Raw genomic sequence first — 22,040 nt, forward strand, 5'->3', positions numbered from 1 at the left:
GGGACCTCGTGGGTCCCGGCCGCCCGGTTTGCGTAACGCTGGTCGTACTCAGCCGATCGCGGTGATCCGGCCCTCGCCACCCACCGGGTACTGCTCGGCGCTGATCGCACCGGACAGCCCATCGCGCAGGTACTCGTTGAAGGCCTGCTGATAGGTCTTGCCGACCGGGGTGAAGTCCAGGCCGCCCAGCGGGTAGCCGTCGCCGCCGCGCGCCGAGAAGTCGTTGGTGACGACCGAGATCGGTTCGCCCGCCACGACCTCGCCGTCGGCGACCAGCACGGTGCCGTCGTCGAGGACGATGCTGCGGACCCGCTCGCCCGGCGTCAGGATCTCACCGGTGTTGGCGTCGATCTCCTGAGCGACCTGGGTCGCGTCGTACTCGAAGCGCAGTCCGGCGACCTGGATGAACTGCCCGGCAGCGCCCGGCGCGCCCGCGACACCGCGTTCGAGCAGCTGACGCAGGGTGTCCCTGGGAACCTCGGGCAGCACCGAGACGAAGTTCGCGAACGGCGCCACGTCGTAGGTGTTCAGCTCGGTGACCGCGCCCGCCGGGATCGTCGAGTCGTTGCGGATGCCGCCACCGTTCTGGATGCCGACCTGGGGTGCGGGCACCCCGTACTCCTCGGCCTGCTGGGTGCCGGACCACTTGATGGCGTCGGCCAGCAGGTTGCCGAGGTTGGTCTCGCGGGTACGCACCGCGTCGCGCACGCCGTCCAGCGGCACCTCGCTCTGGGCGACCGTGGTCTCGGCCAGCCCCGCGATGTACTCCTCGACCGGCTCCTCGACGGTGCGCTGCACCCGACGGTCCGGGCGGACCGCGTCATCGCCGACGCCCGAGACCCGCACCGGCTCGCTCTTGTCGTCGTCGTAGCCCAGCAGGTTGCCCTGTCGGTCGAAGTGCAGCACCAACCGGCCGATGTACTTGTAGTTGCCGGTCGTGGTCACCACCGGCACGTCGCGCCCATCGCGGTCCTGTGCCACCAGCGGGAACTCCCGCTCGGCCGCGTCGCCGGGGATGAGCTCGACGTCGGAGTCGGCGAGGATCTCGCCACCGCCCGCGCCGACGATCGCGTCGATGCCGGAGAGCTCCGGTGCCAGGGCCAACTCGTTGTCGATGTCCTGGAGGTGCGAGAGCAGCACCACCTGGTCGACGCCGCGTGCCTCGAACTCCTCGGCCAGCCCGTTGGCGATCCCGGCGAGGTCGTCACGCACCTCGACACCGCGCGGGCTCGACAGCGAGGGCAGGTCGGGGGTGGTCAGCCCGATGATGCCGACCGGCTTGCCCGCCTGCCACGAGACGTGACTGGACACCAGGGTCCCGTTCTCGGTGTAGGCGGTCAGCGAGGGTTCGGCGGAGACATCGAGATTGGACCCGACGAACTTGGTCACGTTCCGGAAGGTGCTCATGAACTCGGCGAGGACCTCGGGGCCGAAGTCGAACTCGTGGTTGCCGATGGCGCTGGCGTCATAACGCATCGCCTTGAAGGCCAGGGCGTCGTAGTAGGGCGCGCCCTTGTCGGTGCTGGCGGCGAACTCCGGCCCCGGCAGGTAGTTGTCGCCGCCGGAGACGACGAGCACGCCCCGGCGCAGCGCGGTATCGGGGCCGACCCGACCGGAGATCGCGTCCCGGCGCAGGTCGTCCATGAGGGTCTTGTTCCTGGCCACACCGCCGAAGGAGCGTTGCTCGTCCGGGGCGATGGTGCCGTCGCCGTCGATGTCGGCGTCGACGCCTAAGAGCTGCGACTCGCCGTCGTTGGTGAACAGCACGGTCAGGCTGTAGGCGGGGCGATCCCGCCAGCGGTCCGCGCTGGCCGGGGCGGCAACGGCGGCCATGGTCAGTGCGGCGAGCGAGGTCGCGATCAAAGCTCTGCCAGCGCGGTTGCGCACAGGGCGTGGGAGGTGCACAGCACTCCTTCTTGATCTCTGAGTCGAGCGTCTGCGGAAGCTCTTCGGCAGGCGGACGCCCGCGCCTACCGGGAGCGGCGAGCAGGTGCAAAGATTCCGGACTCGGCCGAATACCGGCCCCTCACCTGCGTAGACACAGGCGATCGGGTCGCTTCGGCGCCGAGGTCGAGTAGAGGCTACCGCCGCCGAGCGGCGGCCCATCGGCGAATTCGCCGCCGGGCCGCCATCGATCGGCCTGTTCAGGCGGATCGGCGTCGCCTGCCGAACAACCACAGCGCGGCGCCACCGCCGAGGAGCAGCAGGCCCGCGAGCACGGCCAGCCCCACGTCGGCTCCGGTGTCGGCGAGGTCGTCGGGGGTCGGAGCGGCACTGTCGTCGTCCCCACCGTCGGCGCCGGGAACGCTCGGCGTGGTGGTCTCGGATTCGGTGGGCTGAGGTGGGTCGGTCGGGTCGGTCGTCTCCGGCGGAGTACTCGGGTCCGGGTCGCCCGGCTCACCAGGCCCGTCCGAGTCGCTGCTGCCGATCTCGAAGAGCGTGGTGGTTCCGGAGACCTCGTTGGCGACCACGAGCACGGGTGTGCCGGGCACGGGGCTGTTGGCCTCGGCGATGAAGGTCAGTCCCTCCGCGCCGAGGTCGCCCGCCTGCTGCCACTGGTCGGATTCGGGGTCGCCGTCGAAGTTCCGGTTGTTGACGTACTGCACGAACTCCGGCGCCGTCGGGTCGGAGACGTCGTAGATCATGACGCCGCCGATCCGCTCCAGGCCGATGAACGCGTAGGTCCGGCCGTCGACCTCGCCCAGCGTGATGCCCTCGGGCTCGGGGCCCTTGTCGTCGCTGCGGTTGTCGAAGGTGTTCTCCGTGTGGTTGCTGTTGAACATCTCCGGGTACAGCTCGGCGGTGATGCGCTCGAAGTCCGAGCCGGAATCGAAGACCTGCTCGCCGTCGGTGGTCCACACCGAGAAGGAGCGGGCGCCGAAGGAGTGCAGCTCCTCGTAACACGGTTCGTCGCCATCGCGCAGTCCGTTCGCGGCGGTGACGTTGAGCCTGCCGAGGTTCTCCTCGGCGATCAGGGCGTCGGTGCCGCCGGGGAAGTCGGCGAAGGCGTCCTGGCACAGCGGGGCGACCTCGGTGACCAGGTCGGCTACGCGGTACTCCTCGCCGTAGGCCTCCCAGTCCCGCGAGTCACCCTCGTTGGCGGTGACCAGGTAGGTCGAGCCGGCTGCCTGGAAGGCGGCCATCCCGTCGGGCTGGTACATGCCCTTGATCGGCCACGACTTCAGCGCGATCTCGTCGTCCTTGTTGGAGACGTCCAGCTCGTTGCCCGGCAGCAGGTGGTCCTTCTGGCCCAGCGGGAGGATGTCGAGGACCTCGGCGGCGGCGATGTCGACGACCGCGATGGCGTTGGCCTCCTGCAATGCCGCGTAGGCGCGGGTGCCGTCGGCGTCGACCGCGATGTACTCGGGTTCGAGGTTCTCCGAGACGCGGGCCGCAGGGTCGGTGTTGGGGCCGAAGACCCGCACGTCGGCGGGCAGTTCACGGTCGCCGCCCGCGTCCCAGGCGTGGAAGTCGGCGGTTCGGACGGACTCTTGGCCGATGCTCTCGATGTCTCCCGAGACGTCGACGACGGCGATGGAGCCCTCCGGGTCGACGGAGTAGTCCTCGGCGGGCTCGCCCTCGTTGGCGATGAGCAGCGTGCCGCCGTCCTCGGTGAAGGTGAGCATGTCGGGCAGCGAACCGACCCGTAGCGCCGAGAGCCGCGCGCCGTCGGTGTCGTAGAAGACGACCCAGCCCGGGTCGGTCTTCGGGTCGGCCTCCACGGCCACCGCGACCACGCCGTCGGCGCGGACCGCGACGGAATTGACCACCGCACCCGCCCCCACCTGTGAGCCGTCGGCGGCGGGGATTCCCACCGTGTCGAGGCTCTCGACGAGGCTCGGCCGGGTCGGGTCCGCGATGTCGAGCACGTCGATCTGCGCTGCGGCCGCATTGACCACGAAGAGGTGCTGGGTCTGTGGGTCGTGCGCGACGATCTCCGCGGCGCTGGCGTCGAAGACACCGGTCTCGTGGGTGCCGAGGACCGACAACTCCAGCGGACCCGGACCGATGGCACCGGGCTCGGCGGACTGCGCGAACACGGGCGGTGCGGCGAGCGCCGCGATGGTGGTCACGGCCAGTGCCGCGACTGCATGACGTCGCATCAGAGGGACTCCAGATTCGATGGGCGCACCCATCACAGGTCAGCCACATGAGGCTCACGTGGAACACACATGTCCGGCCGGTGAGCGCTGACCATCCGCTGGGTGAACAGCCGTGGATCTTGCCCGACTTGCGGAAATACGCTCGCATTCCCGCCACAGGCTGCGGCCGATTCGCCGCAATCGGTATCGGCGCGGGCTCGGCCGGCTAGCGTGTAGCCCGTGATGACCAGGCACCCGGACGACGGCACGCAGCTCAATGCTCCGACGTCGGCCCAGGCGCTGACCCCAACCGTCCTCGGCCTCGTCGCGAGCACAAGCCGGCGGACGGGCAAGCTGCTTCTCGGCATCCTCCTGGGAGCCAAAACGTCCCTTATGGGACTGGCCTTCCTACTGGTCGCCGCCACGATCTTGCTTGCTTCCCGAGTCCACGCCGTGCCACCGGACTGGACGCCCGCGATGGCGCGCCGACTCGTCGGGATCGAACAACGCAGGCTACGGCATTTCTTCGACATCGCACCCGCCGAACGCGATGCCGATGAACGCCTCGTGCGGTACCTGGCGGCGCGAATCCCCATCGGACTGCTCGGTGGGGCGGTGCTGTTCCTGCTGTTCTGGGGCTTGGTGAGCGCGGCGGTATGGGCCCAGGAACTGCTACTGGGCCATAGCACGACGGCAAGGGTGTTATCCCAGGTCCTCGCAGGCGTCGTGCTGTTGTTCCTGGCGGTCCAGGGAATGCTGGGGATTGTCGCGGGCGAGGAACGCATCGTTCGCCGGTTCTTGCATCCGAGCGAGCGGGAGTTGTTGCACCGCCGGATCACCGAGTTGGCCGACAGCCGGGCGGGCATCGTCGCCGCCGTGGACGCCGAACGTCGACGCATCGAACGAGACCTGCACGATGGCGTGCAACAACGGGTGGTCGCCCTGGCGATGCTGCTCGGCCGGGCAGGCCGAGGCAAGGACCCGGCGCGCCGCGACGACCTCCTCCACCAGGCACATGCGGAGTCTCAACGTCTGTTGGTCGAACTGCGGGAGGTCTCCTGGCAGGTCTACCCGACCGCGTTGGACGAACTCGGGTTGGCCGAGGCGTTACAGGAGGTCGCTGCGCGCTCCGCCGTGCCGGTGCGGCTGCGGCTGGCGGACACCGAGGGCTTGCCGCCGACCGTGCAGACGGCCGCCTACTTCGTGGTGCGGGAGGCCGTGACCAATGCCGCGAAGCATTCCGGCGCCCGGTCGATCGACGTGTCGGTACACCGACAGGAGACGATGCTGGTCGTGCGGATCGACGATGACGGCCGGGGCGGCGCCGACGCGGACGGCGGTGGCTTGGCGGGCCTGGCCAGACGGGTGGCTGCGGTGGATGGCGATTTCACGGTGCACAGCCCGATGGGCGGGCCCACGACGATCGGAGCCGACCTGCCATGCGCGTGATCCTGGCCGAGGATTCGACACTGCTGCGCGAGGGCCTGGTCCGGCTGTTGACCGAGGAGGGCCACCAGGTGCTCGCGGCGGTGGGCGACGGTGCCGCGCTGCTCGACGCGGTCGGGCGGGACACGCCGGATGTCGTGGTGGCCGATGTGCGGATGCCGCCGACCCATACCGATGAGGGGCTGCTCGCAGCCCTGGAGATCCGCCGACGTGATCCCGGGATCGGCGTCCTGGTGTTGTCGCAGTATGTCGAACGCCGGTACGCGACCGAGCTGATCGCCGAGGGCACCGAGGGAATCGGCTATCTACTCAAGGATCGGGTGGCCCAGGTCGACGAATTCCTGGCGGCCCTCGATCAGGTGGGCGCGGGCGGGACCGCCCTGGACCCCGAGGTGGTGCGCAGACTGCTGGCGAGCAGCAGCCGAACCGATCCGTTGAGCACCCTGTCCGCGCGGGAGCAGGAAGTGCTCCATCAGATGGCACAGGGCCGGACGAACGCCTCGATCGCCGCCGCCCTGCATGTCTCGCAGAGCGCGGTGGAGAAACACGTCAACTCGGTCTTCGCCAAGTTGGGGCTGTTCGAGAGCACCGGATACAACCGACGGGTGTTGGCGATCCTGCGCTATCTCCAGTCCTGAGAAGCCGAACGGGGCCCGTCCCGATTGGGACGGACCCCGCCGACGATCGAAGCGTCTCAGTTGTCGCGGTAGCGCTGGATCTGCTGGGTGCTGTCGTCTGCGGTGATGATCTGGGTGCGTTCCGGGTCGTTCTCCTCGGCGGCCGGGTCGATGCCCTGCGCCTTGAGCCGACGATTCTTCAGGATTCGCAGCGTCACGAAGGTGACGAGCGCGAGCAGGACGATGATGACCACGGCACGGGAGAACACTCCGGCGTACTCGTCGACGACATGCCAGTTCTCACCGAGCTGATAACCGGCCACCACGAAGATGGTGTTCCAGATAGCGCTGCCCAGCGTGGTGAACAGGATGAACGTCGGCATCGACATCTTCTCGACGCCTGCGGGAATCGAGATGAAGCTGCGGAAGATCGGAATCATCCGGCCGAAGAACACGGCTTTCACACCGTGCTTGAGGAACCATGCCTCCGTCTTCTCGATATCCTGGATCTTGACCAGGGGTAGCCGTTTGGCGATGGCGATGGTGCGCTCGCGGCCGAGCATGGCACCGATGTAGTAGAGGACGATCGCACCGACGAGAGAGCCGATCGTGGTCCAGATGAGGGCACCGACCAGGCTCATGTCGCCCTGGCTGGCGGTGAAGCCTGCCAAGGGCAAGATCACCTCGCTCGGCAGCGGCGGGAAGATGTTCTCCGCTGCGATGGCAAGCCCCGCGCCGGGTCCGCCGAGCGCCTCCATCAGGCCGATGGCCCATCCGGCGAGCCCTCCCGGCGACTCGGACGTGGCCTCTGCCGCCAGGGCGGTGAGATTCATGCATGACTCCTTCGGCTCATGCTGGGAAACGCTAAGAGATCAACCGGCTGGGAAACATGGGGGCCACCATCGTATTACCGAGGACCACACCGCAGCGCCGAGCTGTGGTTCTCCACAGTAGTCGGACACACAGTGTCATTCGGGCACACCGCCCCCTGGCGCATTCAAGGCGGGCACGCTGCTGCCTGGCGACGATTGGAGCGCATATTCCATTCTGACTATATTCCGAGAATGGCAAGTGCATTCGAGGTGCTGGCGGAGCCACGCAGACGCGAGATCCTCGACCTCCTCCGAGCCGGTGAACGCCCCGTCGGCTACCTCGTCGACCGGCTCCGGCTCAGTCAGCCCGCCGTCTCCAAGCACCTCAAGGTGCTGCGGGAAGCGGGCCTGGTGGAGGTGCGGCACGATGCCCAACGTCGTTGGTATCGGCTGCGGCCCGGACCGCTGGCCGAGATCGACGCCTGGCTAGACCCCTATCGACGGCACTGGAGCGAACGACTGGACGCGTTGGAGAGCCGACTCGACGCCATGCCCGACGAGCCGAACACGCCCGATCCCTGATTCGACGACGGAGATCACCCTCCGCTGCAACACCGACTCCCATCGTATCGCTGTCACACCTTCCGCCCCCGTCTCGTCCACCTTGGCGAAGCACCACATCGGCCGAGGAGAGGGACCGGAGATGACCAGAGAGATCACCGTCGTCGGCGGCGGGCTCGCGGGCTTGACCGCCGCGATCACCTGCGCGGAACAGGGCGCCGTCGTCACCCTGCACGAGGCGCATCGGGAGCTGGGCGGCCGAGGCAGAGCCACCGACGGCCCCTATGTGGCGCACGACGGCCCGCACGTCTTCTACGCCGATGGCCCGCACTGGAACTGGCTGGCCGATCGCAGTCTCACCGGACGGCTCGGCACACCGCCCGCCCGCGCCTGGCTGCATGCGGGACTGCGTTACCAAGGCCGGATCGGACGCCGACTGCCCGCGGGTTTCCTGCGGATGATCCTGCAACGCCGCCGCCCCGCCCCGGTGGATCGGGACTTCCTCGGCTGGGCGAGCGAGCACTTCGGCGAACAGGCCGCCCGCGCCGCCGCGAACGCCATCAGCGTGGTCACCTACGACGCCGACACCGGCAGGCTGTCCGCCGCCTTCGTCTGGGAACTGCTGCACCGGGTCTTCGCTCCGAAGCCCCCGGCGGTTCGCTGGGTCGTCGGCGGTTGGCAGGCCGTGATCGATCGGCTCGCCGACCGCGCCCGCGAACTGGGCGTCCGCATCGAACTCGGTTCGCGGGTGCGGGAACTGGACGGCCGACCGACCATCGTGGCCACCGAGTTGAGTTCGGCCCGCGTACTGCTCGACGATCCTTCGCTGCACTGGGAGAGCGGCCATTGCCAGAGCCTCGACCTCGCCGTGCGACAGGATCCCCGCCGCGACTGGTTCGTCGTGTTCGACCTCGATGAGGGCGGCTTCCACGAGTGCTACTCGGCACAGGATCCGACGGTGGCACCCGAGGGCGAGTCGCTGTTCCAACTCGACATACCGGTGCGCGCCGGCGAGTCCACCCGGGAGGCACGCGACCGGCTGGTCGCCTTCGCCGACCTCACGGTGCCGGGCTGGCGCGATCGGCTGAGCTGGCGGCGCAACACCACCGCGCGCGGCCGGACCGGTGCCATCGATCTCCCCGGCACCACCTGGCGAGACCGGCCGAGGATCGACCGGGGCGACGACGTCTGGCTGGCCGGTGACATGGTCGCCGCGCCCGGAATGCGCGGTGAGATCGCCATGAACAGCGCGGTCGCTGCCGCGCGGGGCGCCCTCGCCTCGGTCGGTGTCCGGTCGTCCTGATCAGCGATTGGCGATCCGCAGCACGTCCTCCAGCGCCGCCGAGGCCACGTCGACATCCGGCGGCGGGAACAGTCCGATGCTGTGCACGCCCGCCTCTTCCAGGGCCGCGATGTGGGTCAGCGCGTCCTCGTGGGTGCCGACCGGACCCAGTTCCATCCACCACTCCGGCGGCATTCCGACCAGGCCGTCGACACCGTCCTTGGCGAACAGTTCCACGAGTTCGCCGAAGAACGGCAGCACCGTGAGCCCGGGGGTCTGCTCCGTGATCTTCGTGGCCAACCACGGTGCCATCCGGCGATAGGCGGTTCTGCGGTCCTCGGCGATGCCCAGGAAGGAGAAGACCGTGACCTGGAAGTCGTCGGGGGCCGCCGCCTGCGCCAGGGCAGCACGTACATAAGAGGGACTGGTCGGCTCGGCCAACACGATTCCACCTGCGGCCCGACCCGCCAACGCCAGCGACTTCGGCCCCTGCACCCCGGCCAACAACGGCGGCGGGTCGGCAGGTGGCTGGTCCAGCTTGACGCGGTCCAGCTTGACGTAGCGCCCGTCCACGGTGACCTCTTCACCGGCCAACAGGCGGTTGACCGCCGTGAGCACCTCTTCCAACGCGGTCAGCGGCGAGGCGGGTCGGACACCCATCTGACGCATCCAGGACTGCACGCCGTGTCCGATACCGGGCAGCACCCGACCGGGCGCCAGCCCACACAGCGTGGCGATCTCCATCGCGGTGATCGCGGGGTTCCTGGCCACCGCAGGCAGAATGCCGATGCCCACCTTCAACCGCTCGGTGACGGCCAGCGCCGTGGCGGTCAGGCTGACGCCCGCTGTGTAGAAACAGTCCTCGATAATCCACAGCTGATCGGCACCGCCCGCCTCCAGACGTCGGGCGAACTCCACGACCCGACCTGGGGCGAAAGTCCGGTCGAAACACATCCCGATGTCCGCACGGCGTGTCGTCATGATCACACCCTAGACGTCGCAAACCCGGGTCGAAACCGCCTGCGAGACGCAGGATCGGGCCCACCGCGCGGGACGGCCTCCGGTCGATCAGCCGCGTCCCAGGGAACGACGGATCTCGTCGAGCTTCGCCCGGCCGGCCTCCTCGCGCTTCTCCCACTGCTCGTTCAACGAGTCGGCGCTGGGCCTCGAGCCGCCGAGACCGGCCAGCTCGATCGAGCCCACCGCCGTGTTCGACCGGTTCTCGATCTTGTCGCGGACGTAGTCGAAGCTGGGGACGCCGCCGGTGGTGTAGTCCGTGGCAGGCGCCGCGACGGGCGGCACCGATGTCGACGGCGTGGCGGGTACGGGCGCTGCCGACCCGGAGGTGCCTGGTTCGTCGACGATCTCGGCGTCCACCACGTTCGGATCGTTCTGCTGGGGCCCGCTCATTACTGCCTCCCGGCGTCGGCTGTCGCTTCCTCGACCCTACTTGGGGCCCAGGACCGCAGGCACTCGATCGCGGGGGCATCGGCAGCGGCGCACGGACAGCGCGAACCTCCGCTCACGGTCCCGAGTGGATATGGGCGGCCCAGATCGACGGGTCGCTGGGCGCGCAGGCGCACTGGGTCCGCCTCATCGAGTTGATCAGACCTCGGGTGCAAACTCGGGTCGATCCGGTCAGACCCTTTCGGCAGGTAGTTCTGGAATCAGTCGCGATGCCAAGCCGGACCGGACCGATTCGACGGCGATCTCGCTGGTGGCGTACAGCTGGCTCTCCGCGTCCAGCAGTCCCAACAGTGCTCCGATCTCCCGTTGGCTGGACAGATCGGGCAGCATCAGGGGCATTCGGGCCAGGGTTCGTTGGCTGACATTCTTGATCGCCGATCCTGTCGCGTTGCGTTGCAACCATGCGAGCGCCGAAGTACTACTCAAATAGTAGGTGAGATAACCGGGATCGACACGCTGCATATCCGGACGGAGTCGCAAGCAGCCCGACCCGAGTAGCCATCGTCCTGTGGCCTCGACCAACGCATAGCGCCCGAGATCTCCGGTGCGGGTACAGACGATGTCGCCGGGCCGAAGTCGATATCTCGGATGCTGATCGGCGAAGGCGTCTGCGACGAACATATCGAGAGTCAGCAGGCGGTGGTGCCTGATGTTACGAGGTAGGACAAGCCGCACCGCGTCCGCAGAATCCGCACCGCCTGCCCGCGTGACGGTTGCGGGCCCTGAGATCAGCTCGCACACATCGCCAAGGCTCGCCTCGGTCGCTCGTATGTCAGCGCCCGTCTGCTCCATCAGTCCCGAAAGCCGCGACTCGATATCAGCATGCGTCTGCACTATGTCTGCTCGGAGTTTCGCCAATCTGGATCGTTGTTCGGTTACTTCCGCCAGAACCCGGTGATGGTTCACCGTCACGGGTCGACGCTGTACGTAGCTGAGCGGATTGAGTAGGTATTGCTTCGATCTGATCTCGTCGTAACTCCCCGTCCTCGCGAAGCCGTCCGCGCTGGAACGCTGCCGAGAAACACGCTGCGTCGCCCACGAGAGGTAGGTCTCGATGATGCGGTCGGTGTCGTCCTCGGACAACACCCGTTGGACGCGGTCGACCATCGTGCCCAGTTCGGTGGCATCGATGAAGAGCACTTCCCTGTCATGACTTTCGCGCTTCGAACCCAGGAGCCACAACGACACCGGAACTCCAGTGGTGTGAAACAGCCGAGGCGGCATCGCCACAATGCAGCGGACTACGCCCGCCTCGATCATCCGCTTGCGGATCTCCACTTCTGCACGGTGCTCCGAGCTCGTGGTTAGATTCGGCATCAGTACGGCCGCGCTTCCACCAGTTTCGATCTTGCTAATCGCATGCTGCAACCAGGCGAAATTCGCGTTGTGCGCGGGTGGTTCGCCATAAGGCCAGGCACGCGGCCCGCCGGACAATGGTGGATTGGGTGCGTTGAACGGCGGGTTCGCGAGGACAACCCGGAACTTCCTACCCCGATGCAAGTCCTGTTGTAGCGAGTTCGCGGCTCTGTCACCGAGGTCGACCGAAGCTCCGTGCAGCTCCGCCCGCAGTTTGGTCAGGTCTCTGGACCGTTCGGTCGTTGCCTGTCCGACGACCTGCGAGTGTGCGGGTCCGGATTTGTCGACAGCCGCAATGACGAGTTCCCCTGCACCGCAGAAGGGGTCGTATACCGTGTCTGACGCATCCAGCCTGGTCAGGCCCGTCATACAGCGAACGAGCGATGGAGGGGTGACATGAACCCAGTAATGCGAGCCGAGGGCATGTTGCGCTCGCAGGAGCAGCCGATCGGCTAGCTCAGCAGCGGTCTCCCCGGGTCCCGCCCCGTCAGGCAGTGCGACATCGTCTATTACCTCGACCAAAACGGACAACGATGTCGGATCGGAATCAACCCAACGAGACAACTGTGGATACTGGGTAGATCCAGCCTGTCGCGGCGTATCGGATTCCGGTTGGCCGATGGCTGCGACCACGGAGCCTGCGGCTTTGGAATCGACGAGGAGGCGCCACATTTCCGGCTGACGTGACCGCAGGTGCCACAGCTCCAGTATCAGCTCGATGGTGGTTTCCGACGTGGGAGGGACACCTGCCCCGGCGAGGTTCCGCCACAACCGATCCACCGTCTCGGTGAGTGCCTGCTGCCGGATCTCCTCCTCAGTCGGCTCAGCGGCCGCTTTCGAGTACGCAGCGCGACGGAACCTCAGTCCATAGGTCGTGCCTGGTATCTCATCGTCGAGGAGCCCGTTCTTCGCGATCCGCCGTTCATCCAACCAGCGAACGATCTCGGTAACCGTGAAGCGCTCCCGACCGCCCGTACGTTGGGGCTTGGGGAAATCGGGATGGCGCTTGCGCCAGTTGCTGACGGTCGTCACTCCCACGCCGATGAGATCAGCCAATTGCTTCGCGGTCAAACGCTCACCGACTCGGCGTACAGTCGCACCGACGGTGGTCGTCGTCTCGCCGCTCACCGTTCCACCTCCCGTCGAAGGGTGTCCTCGACACGGTCCACCTCGGCCAGCATTTCGACCATCATCGGCGATATGTAGCCGAGCAGGCGAAGGATCTTCGTGTGGTCCGCAGCCAGATCACGGTGGTGAACGGGCTCGTGGTGCATGATGCGGTTGCGCAGCAGCAACATCGCGGTCAGGTTGTCGTGCAACTGAGCACGACCACCCCGGTAATGCGGGAACGCCTTGTGCAGCGCAGGCACCCACAGCGTCCTGTCATAGGCCGCGCCCCTGCTGACCAGCGATACCCAGAAGCCGAAGGTCAACTGCGCAACGATGTCATCGGCGCTGTGGTCCTTGCCTGCACGACCCCGTACCTTTCGATGTGCTTCCTCGAGGTTCCGGCTGCCCTGCGCGGTCAGCTGCACTGCGACCCACCAGTCCGACCGGGCGAACCGCTCACGGAGCCGTGAGTTCAGAGCGTTGCGCAGCGCCAACTCCAGGCAGTGCAATGGCGTGTAGAACGCCTCAGAGACTCGGACGTTCCACCAGTACAGCCTGACTGCTGCCTCGTGGTCCGAACCCGCAGCTTCCAGGTAGGGCGTGAAGCGAGGAATCGAGAGCGTTGCGGAGACCCATGAAGGAAGGTCAGCGGGCATTCGGTCAACGAAGTCGGCCATTGGTCTTCTCTCCTGGCGTGAAGGAGTGGGCATGGTAGGGTGGCCGAGTAAGCCCCGGGTTCGCCTCTGCTTCGGCATGCCACCCGGGGCACGGCTTTTTCCAGCGGCAACTCGGGATGAACTCACCCTTGCCAGCTAGCCAGCCCTCGTGCTCGTTGATCGTCACCCTAGCGACACACAAGACCCTTCTGCCAGAAGAATAGTACTCATTATTCGTGGAGAGAAGGAGCAGCAGGTCAACTTCGCCAAGCCGAAATCAGCCATACGTGCAGTTCAAGCGAACACTATCCGGTCAACACCAGCACCGAAGCAGTCCAGAATTTTCAATAGTGAACAAAACTGTGAACTTTCTGATTAGGGTAGTCAGCGGATATGCGTGTACCCCGGTGAGCGGGAGGTTGGCGCGTACTGCTGTATGGGAGGTGCGCTCGGACCCCAAGGCAGCTCGCGGCGGGACGGCGACCCACCCTATCCGCGAGCTTGGCCCGGCCCGCCTCCTCGCGCTTCCCCCACTGCTCGTTCAGCACGAAACCGCCGGCACTCGATCGCGGGGGCATCGGCAGCGGCGCACGGACAGCGCGAACCTCCGCTCACGGTCCCGAGTGGATGTGGGCGGCCCAGATCGACGGGTCGCGCGGAGCGGCGGACCGCAGGGCGCGCACGGCGTCGTGCAGCACGCGCGCGGTGTCGCGTAAACGAAGTCCGCCGGAATCCCGCAACGCGGTGTAGAGCGTTGCCGTCACCTCCGGTGCGGTGCGGTCGGGAATGTTCCACAGGGTCGCGATCACGTGCCGGTATCCCGCGAGTTGGAGTGCGGCGGCCAGGTGAATGGCCTCGTCGGGCAGCGTTGTGCCGCCCGTCGCGGTGCTACAGGCCGACAGATAGGCGAGTTCGGCACGTTCCAGACGTAGCTCGGCGACGTCGAGCACCGTCAACGGCCCGTCCCACAGGTGCAGTGCACCGGTCGACGGATCGCGAGGGTCATGACCGCCGTGGCAGGCGAAATGCGCGTAGGCGTGGGTCTGCAGATCGACGGTGATCGCGGCGCGCGTGGCGGTGTCGGCGGTGCGCAGCGTGTGCCCGTTCGGGAAGGCGGTTCGGAAGAACTCGGCCTCCGTCCGGGCGCCGGGCAGTGGGGCCAGAGCCGCCTGTCCCGGGCGGGCCGGAATGTCCGGCAGGCTGACGACCAGTACTCGTCCATCGACAGGCGCAGGCGGGTTCGCCGTGTTCGCCCGAGCCAGCCCGCGCAGGGTCGGCGTGTACGAGGACACGACACGGTCCAGCACCGTGCGTCCGGCGGGGCCATCGGCCGGATCGTGGTAGCCGGCGGCGTGCAGGGGCAGCAGGGTCAGCAGGCCGGTCGGACACCACCAGAGTCGCGGCAGCGGGTCGTCGGCGCCGGTCATGCCGAGGCTGCCGAGCACTGGTTCGGCGATGGTGTCCCACAGCCATTCCAGCGTGGCATGCAGCGTCTGCCGTGCTCCGATGGCAGTCAGTCCGCCGGAACCGCCGGAACGCTCCCACACCCGCAGGGCCTCGCCGTAGGCGCGGGCCCGGTTCACGACCTCGGCTTGGGACAGCGCGGGCAACGGGACGTGCTCGACGGCGCGATCGCGGCGGACGATCAGTGCATCACAGCGCGATCGCTCGATGTTGATCAGGACGACGGGACCGTCGGGCAGCTCCGCGCGCAGCGTCGAGATCGGCGGGATCCGCAGCAGGTACTGCAATCCGGGCAGCGCACGGGCCTCGGCGAGCAGACGATCCCAGTCCTGGGCCAGGCGGATGCGGTCGAATCGGTCCTGGTGGCCACGGTCGGCCCACGGCTCGCTCATGATGCCGCTCTCGGGCACGTCGATCTGCGTCGTGGCCGACAGCCTCGTGGCCACGGCCCGAAGCCGATCGTGCAGCGCGGCGTCCCGCTCCCGTAGTACCGAGAAGTCGTCCCGCGTCTGCAACGCCTGAGACCACAGCATCGACCGTCCCTGTTCGAGCAGCTCCACAGCGCGCTCCGGATCGCCCGCCGACAACGCCGCAGCGGCGGCCTCGGTGGCCAGCCCCTCCCAGGTCCGCAGCCTGCGCTCCCGCGCGCCCCGTTCGATGCCGTGCCAGGCCAGCTGGGGCAGTTCGGCGACGGCTACGGCGAAGGCCGCCGTCGCCTCGGACCATCTCCGAAGCCGGACGGCCGTCTCGGCCCACAGCCGTGCCGCGACGGCGCGAACCAGCGGGGCGGCGGCGGGCGATTCGGCCGCCGTGCGGTAGGCCTGTGCTGCGGCTTCGTCCTCTTGTCGTTGTTCGTGCAGTGTGCCGACCACCCATACGGCCGCGGCCGATCTGGGGTCGCCCGCATCGAGACCCTCGATCGCCCGTTCCGCCCGTTCGATCGCCTCGATTCGATCCTCCTCCCGGCCATCGCGGGCGTAGCGGTCCCGCAGCGTCATGGCGAAGGAGAATTCGACCAGCGGGGCAAGCGGGTGGGTTGCGTCGCAGGCAGCCCGTGCCTCGCTGAGCAGTTCGACGGCGCGGCTCAGATCGTCCGATTCCGACCTTCGACGACGACGGGTTCGCAGTACCTGGGCCAGGTTGACCAGGATCAGCGTTCGATCCCGTGTCCCCGGACCGCTGCGCGCGAGTGCCTGCGACATGACGGTGATCGCCGCCTCGCCGTCCCTGCCGTCTCGTTTCTCCTGCGCGCGAACAGTGAGCGCAGCTCCGAGGTTCATCAGTAACAACGGCGCCCTCGAATAGTCCGATGGCGCGGCGTCGACAGCGGCCCGCCCTGCCTCGACTGCGGCGTCGAGGTCGCTGGTGGAGCCCAGATGCGCCGCCCGCGTGCGCAGCGCATTGGAGAGATCGGTCAGCAGGACGGGTCGCATGGTGTGTGCGGCATGGGCGATGCGCGCTGCTTCCCGCAGGATCTCGATGGCATCGTGGAGGTCGGTGACATTCCCGGTTCGGTCGAAGCGGACCGAGAGCGCCGTCCCCAGAGTGGACAGGGTGATCACACCGCTCACGCGTGCATTGGGCGCTGCCGCCGCCTCGCGGCAATGATCGATGGCCGCATTCAGGTCGTCGAGGTCGCCGGCCCGCAGGAAGCGCATCACCAGGCCACTCGCCAGTGCTGTGCGGTGCATGGCCCGTTCGGATGGGCCTGAGGTAATGATGGACAGGCCGCGTTCGGCGACGGCGATCACCTCGTCCGGATTCCCGCTTTCGGTCAGGATCAGCTGCCGGGCGCGGAGGGCGTTGGCCAGCTCGATCAGTGCGGAGGCCGTCATCGGCTGCGTACTCGCAGTACTCACGGCGCGAGTCAGTACCGCGACGGCCTCGGCGATGACGGTGGCAGTCCCCGTGCGATCGAACCGCAGGGTCGACAGCGTGCCCAGCAGGACCAGCGCGTGGGTGTGGTTGAGGTGTCCCTCGGGAAGGACTTCGATCAGGTTTCGGGCGATCCGAATCGCCTCGGTAAGCAGCTCGGGATCGCCGGAATCCAGGAAGCGCAGGTGCAGTGCGTTCGCCGCGACGATGTCGGCGCTGGTCCGCAGTACGTCCAGCCCCGACGCTCCGTCGATGGCACGGGCCAGGTCACCCGCTTCGACCAGCGCGTCCTGATCATCCGACCAACGCCCCCGCTGCAGCAGCGCCTCCGCCAACATCAGTTGCCCGGTGTGGTCCTCGCCGAACTGTTTCGCAATGACGAGGCCAGCTCGCAGTAGCTCGATCGCTTCGGCCAGGTCGGCGAGCTGAGTCGTGTTCCGGAAGCGAGTGAGCAGGGCTTGGCCGAGGAAGAGTCGGAACGTCCAGGAGATCGGTGCGTCGCTCGCAACGGTCCGGAGCGCGGATCGCAGCGTGGTGATGGCCTCGACGATGTCGGCGGGGTCCCGGGTTGCCCCGTACCGGTCGCTGCGGGCGGCGGCCACCTGCGCGGCCAGCATCACCGTATCCGGCACGCCCGGTGTTGCCTCTTCGAGAACGGACCGGCCCAGGTGGATCGCCTCGGTGAGGTCGCCGACAACACCGCCCCGCCAGAAGCTGCTCCGCAACGCCACGACCAGGCCGATGGCCGAGGCGGTCCCGCTGGGTCCCGCAACGCGCGCTGCGGTGAGGCGGCGCAGGATGGGCAACGCCGCTGCCAGATCAGCGGTGTCACCCGTGATCTCGGCGCGCACCGCCAGCGCACGACCGAGGATGCCCGCGACAGACTCCGGAGGAAAACCTCCCTCCGGAGTCATGGCGCGGCACACGTCGATGGCCTCGGTCAAGCCCGCCACGTCTCGGGACGGGATGGCCACCACCATGAGGGCGGCAGCCAGGATGCCCCGTATCTCGTCCCGATGGGGGTGCTCGTCGCCGGCAGCGGCGACCGCGCGCCGCGCCATTGTTCTCGCGCGCGCCAAATCATCGAATCCGCCTCGGATTTCGAACCGGCGCAGCAGGGCGAGCGCGGCGTCGGCCTGGACAGCGGACAGGGCGGGGTCGTCCTCGGGAAGCAACTCCACGAGGCGGCAGCGGATGGTGGCGATCTCATCGTGGTCGGACGGATTCCAGGTCCGTTCGGTTCGAGCGCTCAATGCGTTGGCGAGCACGGACAGACACTGGAAGAGCGCGGTCTCGTGCTGCGCCAACGGGGCTGCGGTACGCAGGACTGCGATCTGCTCGTCCAGATCCTCGAATCGCCGCGTGTGCTCGAAGCGCATAGCCAGCAGTTCCGCCAACTGCCACAGCTGTCCGCCGCGAACCACGTCGCTGGGCAGGTCGTCGATGACGGCGCGGGTCGTCTCGATGGCCTCGTCGAGAAGGTCGGCCCTGTCGTCGAGGACATCCGAACGCCGGAGCGCCTCGGACAACGCCATCGAGAAGGCCGTCAGCACGGGTGTCCGGCCGAGCGGGCCTGCCGTTCCGGCCTCCGTCGCGGCACGCAGGACCTCCACCGCCTCGCGCAGCATCTCCTGCTCGCCGGTGTGCTGGTGCCGGACACGGAGCGCGTTACCAAGCGAGAACAACGCGGTTCCTCGGTAGGGCGAGCCCGGCGGCAGCCCGGCCAGCACCGCTCGTGCCGCCCGGATCGCGCCGTCGGGGTCGGTACCGGTCTCGGTCGAATCGGAGTCGGCATCCGACACGGTCAACACGCTCGCCAGCATCACGTCGACGGCCGAACGACTCGGGTGATCCCGGGGAACGGCCACATCGAGCCGCCGAACGAGCGCGAGAGCCTCCGCGTGCTCGGCTGGGTCCGCGCCACCGGAATCACCGTGCGCGCGGGCGATGCCGAACTTGGCTTCGAGCGCCCGGACAAGGACGAGTCGTGCGGACACGGCGAGCTCGTGATCCTCGGGGACTCCTGCCACCGCCGCACGCCCACATCGGATGCTCTCCTCGATATCGGCAGGCTCGCCATCGCGAAGGAACCGGGCGCGCAGCGCGTCGCAGCGCAACGCCAGGGCCTCCCCGCGCGCTAGTCCGTCGAGCCCGTCGATCGCACCGAGTGCCTCGGTCACGGCGACGTATTCCGTGGTGAAAGCCGGCGGAGCGCCCAGGTCGCAGCGGATCTGCAAGGCGGCGGCGAGCTGCCCGAGGCAAGCCGCGTACTCCGGTTGGTCGGGCGGGAGGGAGACCGCCGCCGCTCGCAGTTGGTCGATGCCCTCGGTTAGATCGTGCTCACCACCGCGCAGCCCGAATCGGGTGACCAACGCGAGTCCGAGCTGTAGGCGGATCGGCGCGGCGGAACCGGTCGATGTGTCTTCTTCGACGGCGAGCAGTGACATCACCGCAGCAGCACCCGCCGCGATGCCCTCATCCAGATCGGTGTCCTCATTCGTGGTCTCGAGCCGCCGAAGCGACAGAACGAGAAGGTTGTATCGGTGTGCGAGACGATCCACCGTTGGACTCAGCCGTATCGCGGCACGGCAGGAATCGATCGCCAGTCCGATCAGGATTGCATTCGACGACGTCAACGCGACAGCGGCGACCACGGTCGCGTAGAAGGAACCGATCTCCGCGCAAGTCGGTTCCGCAGCGGGGTTGGTGCGAAACCACTGCAGTAGCTCGGGAGGCAACGCGGTGGGGAATTCGACCACGAGCCCGGCGAACAACTCCATACAGACTTGGAGATCGGGGCCGTCATCGACACCGAGGGTGTGATAGCGCAACCAGTGCAGATAGGCGACGTCGCGCAGGTGCTCGGGCGGCAGGCTTCCGCCGATGGCGGGCAGCATCACGCGAGCAGCTTCGACGAGCGCGTCGTCGGCGAGGACTCCCGTGAAGTCACCGTGCTCTGCCGCACGAATCAGGTCCCCCAGCGAAGTCAATTCTTCCTCCCGATTGCGCGGACAATTGGTTTCCAACCGGAGAGCAGTACTGACTACGATTCTGCGCAGGGAGTCGGGGTGGCACAAGAAAGGCGGCGCAATGGCGGAATTCAGCGAAGGAGACGCCCTGGTCTTATGGTGCGCGATGTTGCCGGATCTGCGCCGCGTGGCCGCTGCGGGCAGTTGGAGCGAACGTCTCGAACGCGCCGCGACCCGGGTCCGCGATGGGGGCGCGGCCTTGGATGCCTGCCGACAGTTCGACCTCGTGGACGCCGCAGCCGCCTCGGAACCGACGAGGAGCACGGACGGCTCCGGCGCCCTACCGATCTATCCGACGACGCGGAGCCCGCTCTCGCCGAGAACCGGCCGTGGCGACTACCGCTGTCCTCGGGGCCGGTGTGCACGCCGGGATCGTCGCAACGCTGCCGGACACCCGCCGGTATGCGCCTTGTTCGACGACGAGCCGATGTTGCCGACGGGTGCCACCCCGTGAACCAGTTCCTCTCCACCGTCAGCGGCAAGCTCGCCGAACGGTGGGTGACGACCCTGGTGCTACCGGGCGTGTTCTTCCTGCTGGCGGTGTTGTGCGCGGTTCGTCTGGGCCACGAGCAGGCTTTCGACATCGCCTCGGTGGCCGACTGGCTCGCCGCGCACGCCGACAGCGCCCCGATCGCACTCGCGGCCGTGGCGGTACTGCTGGGCGCGTCGGCAACGGCGATCGCCGCGCAGTCACTCGGCGGACTGGCCGAGGCGATCTGGACCCGGCCATGGCGCGGCCCGGCAGCCTGGATCGCGCGACCGCTGGTGTTCCTGCGCGGCAGGCGGTTCGACCGTGCGGCGGCGCGGGCCGAGGTGGACCCCGTCGCCGTCTACCGTCCCCGGCACCCGATGTGGGTCGGCGAACGGTTCCGACTTCTCGACACACGCATCGCCGCGCAGTACCACGGTCTACGGCTCGGGCCGCTGTGGCCACGGCTCTGGCTGCTCCTGCCGGATACCGTCCGTGCCCCGGTGCAGGCGGCCGAATCGCGGCTGGTCGCGGCGCGCACGCTTTTCGGCTGGGGTGTGCTCTACCTCGGTCTTGGCGCATGGTGGTATCCGGCGGCGATCCTCGGTCTCGTCGCCGCCGTACTGGGGTGGGCGCGAACCCGAGCGGCCGTGGTCGCGGTCACCACCTGGATCGAGGCCACAGTGGACACCCATCTCGGCATGGTGTGCGAGGCACTCGGCCATGCCGTGCCCGAGTCGGGTATCACCAGGGAATTCGCCGCGTTGATCAATGATCGGCTGACCAAGGGCGACTGAGCCCGGGCCCGTCGAAGTGGCCGCGTGACGGGCGCGGGCCACGCCATCGCCGCATCGAAGCGTTGTGCGATCGCAGTCCCGTCCGACCCAACAGTCGTCAGGCTCCTCGATTCCCTGTTCTATCTACCGATCCACCGAAGTTGACCTTGACTTGGGTTGAGGTTCCACCATGTCGGTATGAACCCTGCGGACGAGCAAGAGATCCGGAACATTCTGGCCAGGTACACCGGCCTGTGGATCGAGCATGAGATGGCGGGGTGGGGCCGGTTGTTCAGCGCGAACTCCGATTTCATCACCCATCGCGGGGTTTGGTGGCGGTCGCGCAGCGAGAACGTGGCGGGACATCAGGACATACCCGCCGCCGTGATTGCGCAGAAGGCGAGCTATCAACAGGAGATCGTGAGTCTGCGCGCCATCACCGCCGATGTCGCGATCGTCCACACCGAGTGGAGCTGGCCGAATCACGTTCCCATCGACGGCACAGAACCCGAAGACCGCCGTGGACTCATCACCTTGGTGCTGGCACGAGGTCAAGGCGGCTGGCTGATCGAGGCAGCCCACAACACCCGCCTGGACGGGCTGGAAACTCGTTCCGACTAAGACGACGAGCAACCCTGCGAGCGCGTGCCCGTGGTCGCAGGGTTCGACGTCAGCCGCCCGCCAACCCGACTTCTCCAGGTCCCTTCCCTGCGGTGCTGGCGTGTGGGTGTCGGCGACCGTCGTGGATCAGGCGCGCGTCACATCGCATCCTTCGTGGCTTCAGCCAGCACGCGGGAGAGGCCGCCCGCCGTCGGGTTCTCCAGGATGGTGCGCACCGGCACCCGCAGTCCCAGCTCGCTCCGCAATCTCGCCGCCATCCGAACCGCGAGCATCGAATGCCCGCCCAGCGCGAAGAAGTCGGCGTCGGCATCGACCCGCGGCACGCCGAAGAGCTCGCACCAGACCGAGGCGACAACGGTCGCGACCTCGGCGGATCGGGTTTCGCTATCGGAGGTCACGATGTTCTCCTCGGGTGCG

Annotated in this window: 16 protein-coding genes; 7 read left to right on the forward strand and 9 right to left on the reverse strand. The window is 67.8% G+C overall.

Annotated elements, in window-relative coordinates; all coding sequences use genetic code 11:
* Positions 1-48 precede the first annotated feature (48 nt).
* Both BKA25_RS22065 and BKA25_RS28065 read right to left on the reverse strand, forming a co-directional pair.
* Positions 49-1,905 carry a bifunctional metallophosphatase/5'-nucleotidase gene (locus BKA25_RS22065; protein ID WP_311734505.1) on the reverse strand — a complete coding sequence of 619 codons (1,857 nt, stop codon included), beginning with the start codon at positions 1,903-1,905 and terminating at the stop codon, positions 49-51.
* Between the two features lie 239 nt (positions 1,906-2,144).
* Positions 2,145-4,103, reverse strand: a complete 1,959-nt coding sequence (locus BKA25_RS28065) for a choice-of-anchor I family protein (RefSeq protein ID WP_069846974.1) — start codon at positions 4,101-4,103, stop codon at positions 2,145-2,147.
* 222 nt (positions 4,104-4,325) lie between these two features.
* Between BKA25_RS28065 and BKA25_RS22075 the strand changes: the two genes are divergently transcribed.
* Together BKA25_RS22075 and BKA25_RS22080 are read left to right on the forward strand one after the other, a co-directional pair.
* Positions 4,326-5,531, forward strand: a complete 1,206-nt coding sequence (locus BKA25_RS22075) for a sensor histidine kinase (protein ID WP_216637792.1) — start codon at positions 4,326-4,328, stop codon at positions 5,529-5,531.
* On the forward strand, positions 5,522-6,166 hold the full coding sequence (locus tag BKA25_RS22080; RefSeq protein WP_069846972.1) for a response regulator transcription factor: 645 nt from the start codon (positions 5,522-5,524) through the stop codon (positions 6,164-6,166). Before BKA25_RS22075 ends, BKA25_RS22080 begins: the two co-directional genes overlap by 10 nt.
* A gap of 56 nt (positions 6,167-6,222) precedes the next feature.
* Here the strand turns inward: BKA25_RS22080 and BKA25_RS22085 are convergent, their stop codons facing one another.
* The gene (locus BKA25_RS22085; protein WP_069846971.1) at positions 6,223-6,978 is read right to left on the reverse strand and encodes a DedA family protein; all 756 of its coding nucleotides are present in this window, start codon (positions 6,976-6,978) and stop codon (positions 6,223-6,225) included.
* A gap of 231 nt (positions 6,979-7,209) precedes the next feature.
* Here BKA25_RS22085 and BKA25_RS22090 point away from each other — a divergent pair, with 231 nt between their 5' ends.
* Positions 7,210-7,539: an ArsR/SmtB family transcription factor gene (locus BKA25_RS22090; protein WP_069846969.1), complete on the forward strand. Its 330-nt coding sequence runs from the start codon at positions 7,210-7,212 to the stop codon at positions 7,537-7,539.
* Positions 7,540-7,660: 121 nt separating this feature from the next.
* Positions 7,661-8,821: an NAD(P)-binding protein gene (locus BKA25_RS22095; protein WP_069846967.1), complete on the forward strand. Its 1,161-nt coding sequence runs from the start codon at positions 7,661-7,663 to the stop codon at positions 8,819-8,821.
* Here BKA25_RS22095 and BKA25_RS22100 read toward each other — a convergent pair whose 3' ends face one another.
* The 5 genes from BKA25_RS22100 to BKA25_RS22120 form a co-directional block, all read right to left on the reverse strand.
* Positions 8,822-9,781, reverse strand: a complete 960-nt coding sequence (locus BKA25_RS22100) for an LLM class flavin-dependent oxidoreductase (RefSeq protein ID WP_069853297.1) — start codon at positions 9,779-9,781, stop codon at positions 8,822-8,824.
* Between the two features lie 87 nt (positions 9,782-9,868).
* A complete protein-coding gene (locus tag BKA25_RS22105; protein WP_069846966.1) occupies positions 9,869-10,210 on the reverse strand; it encodes a hypothetical protein in 342 nt (113 codons plus the stop codon).
* Between the two features lie 228 nt (positions 10,211-10,438).
* Positions 10,439-12,751 carry an N-6 DNA methylase gene (locus BKA25_RS22110; protein WP_069846964.1) on the reverse strand — a complete coding sequence of 771 codons (2,313 nt, stop codon included), beginning with the start codon at positions 12,749-12,751 and terminating at the stop codon, positions 10,439-10,441.
* Entirely contained in the window at positions 12,748-13,410 is a 663-nt protein-coding gene (locus tag BKA25_RS22115; RefSeq protein WP_236750487.1) for a hypothetical protein, read from the reverse strand. The genes BKA25_RS22110 and BKA25_RS22115 overlap by 4 nt, the downstream gene beginning before the upstream one ends.
* A 590-nt stretch (positions 13,411-14,000) precedes the next feature.
* Complete coding sequence (locus BKA25_RS22120) at positions 14,001-19,718, reverse strand: CHAT domain-containing protein (RefSeq protein WP_157420958.1); 5,718 nt, start codon at positions 19,716-19,718, stop codon at positions 14,001-14,003.
* Positions 19,719-19,818: 100 nt separating this feature from the next.
* Between BKA25_RS22120 and BKA25_RS22125 the strand changes: the two genes are divergently transcribed.
* The 3 genes from BKA25_RS22125 (at position 19,819) to BKA25_RS22135 (ending at position 21,623) form a co-directional block, all read left to right on the forward strand.
* Complete coding sequence (locus BKA25_RS22125) at positions 19,819-20,211, forward strand: hypothetical protein (RefSeq protein WP_069846958.1); 393 nt, start codon at positions 19,819-19,821, stop codon at positions 20,209-20,211.
* Complete coding sequence (locus BKA25_RS22130; RefSeq protein WP_069846957.1) at positions 20,208-21,023, forward strand: hypothetical protein; 816 nt, start codon at positions 20,208-20,210, stop codon at positions 21,021-21,023. Before BKA25_RS22125 ends, BKA25_RS22130 begins: the two co-directional genes overlap by 4 nt.
* Positions 21,024-21,200: 177 nt before the next feature.
* Positions 21,201-21,623, forward strand: coding sequence for a YybH family protein (locus BKA25_RS22135; protein ID WP_069846955.1), 423 nt, complete (start codon positions 21,201-21,203; stop codon positions 21,621-21,623).
* A gap of 137 nt (positions 21,624-21,760) precedes the next feature.
* On the opposite strand, the gene BKA25_RS22140 is transcribed toward BKA25_RS22135, so the two are convergent.
* The gene (locus tag BKA25_RS22140) at positions 21,761-22,021 is read right to left on the reverse strand and encodes a phosphopantetheine-binding protein (protein WP_172803736.1); all 261 of its coding nucleotides are present in this window, start codon (positions 22,019-22,021) and stop codon (positions 21,761-21,763) included.
* Positions 22,022-22,040 lie beyond the last annotated feature (19 nt).

The sequence above is a fragment of the Actinoalloteichus hymeniacidonis genome, from assembly GCF_014203365.1.
GTDB lineage: Bacteria > Actinomycetota > Actinomycetes > Mycobacteriales > Pseudonocardiaceae > Actinoalloteichus_A > Actinoalloteichus_A hymeniacidonis.

What these genes read in the sequence shown, in the direction of transcription:
- BKA25_RS28065 (WP_069846974.1), bottom strand. Translation starts at nt 4,103, where the DNA reads ATGCGACGTCATGCAGTCGCGGCACTGGCCGTGACCACCATCGCGGCG.
- BKA25_RS22075 (WP_216637792.1), top strand. Translation starts at nt 4,326, where the DNA reads ATGACCAGGCACCCGGACGACGGCACGCAGCTCAATGCTCCGACGTCG.
- BKA25_RS22080 (WP_069846972.1), top strand. Translation starts at nt 5,522, where the DNA reads ATGCGCGTGATCCTGGCCGAGGATTCGACACTGCTGCGCGAGGGCCTG.
- BKA25_RS22085 (WP_069846971.1), bottom strand. Translation starts at nt 6,978, where the DNA reads ATGAATCTCACCGCCCTGGCGGCAGAGGCCACGTCCGAGTCGCCGGGA.
- BKA25_RS22090 (WP_069846969.1), top strand. Translation starts at nt 7,210, where the DNA reads ATGGCAAGTGCATTCGAGGTGCTGGCGGAGCCACGCAGACGCGAGATC.
- BKA25_RS22095 (WP_069846967.1), top strand. Translation starts at nt 7,661, where the DNA reads ATGACCAGAGAGATCACCGTCGTCGGCGGCGGGCTCGCGGGCTTGACC.
- BKA25_RS22100 (WP_069853297.1), bottom strand. Translation starts at nt 9,781, where the DNA reads ATGACGACACGCCGTGCGGACATCGGGATGTGTTTCGACCGGACTTTC.
- BKA25_RS22105 (WP_069846966.1), bottom strand. Translation starts at nt 10,210, where the DNA reads ATGAGCGGGCCCCAGCAGAACGATCCGAACGTGGTGGACGCCGAGATC.
- BKA25_RS22115 (WP_236750487.1), bottom strand. Translation starts at nt 13,410, where the DNA reads ATGGCCGACTTCGTTGACCGAATGCCCGCTGACCTTCCTTCATGGGTC.
- BKA25_RS22125 (WP_069846958.1), top strand. Translation starts at nt 19,819, where the DNA reads ATGGCGGAATTCAGCGAAGGAGACGCCCTGGTCTTATGGTGCGCGATG.
- BKA25_RS22135 (WP_069846955.1), top strand. Translation starts at nt 21,201, where the DNA reads ATGAACCCTGCGGACGAGCAAGAGATCCGGAACATTCTGGCCAGGTAC.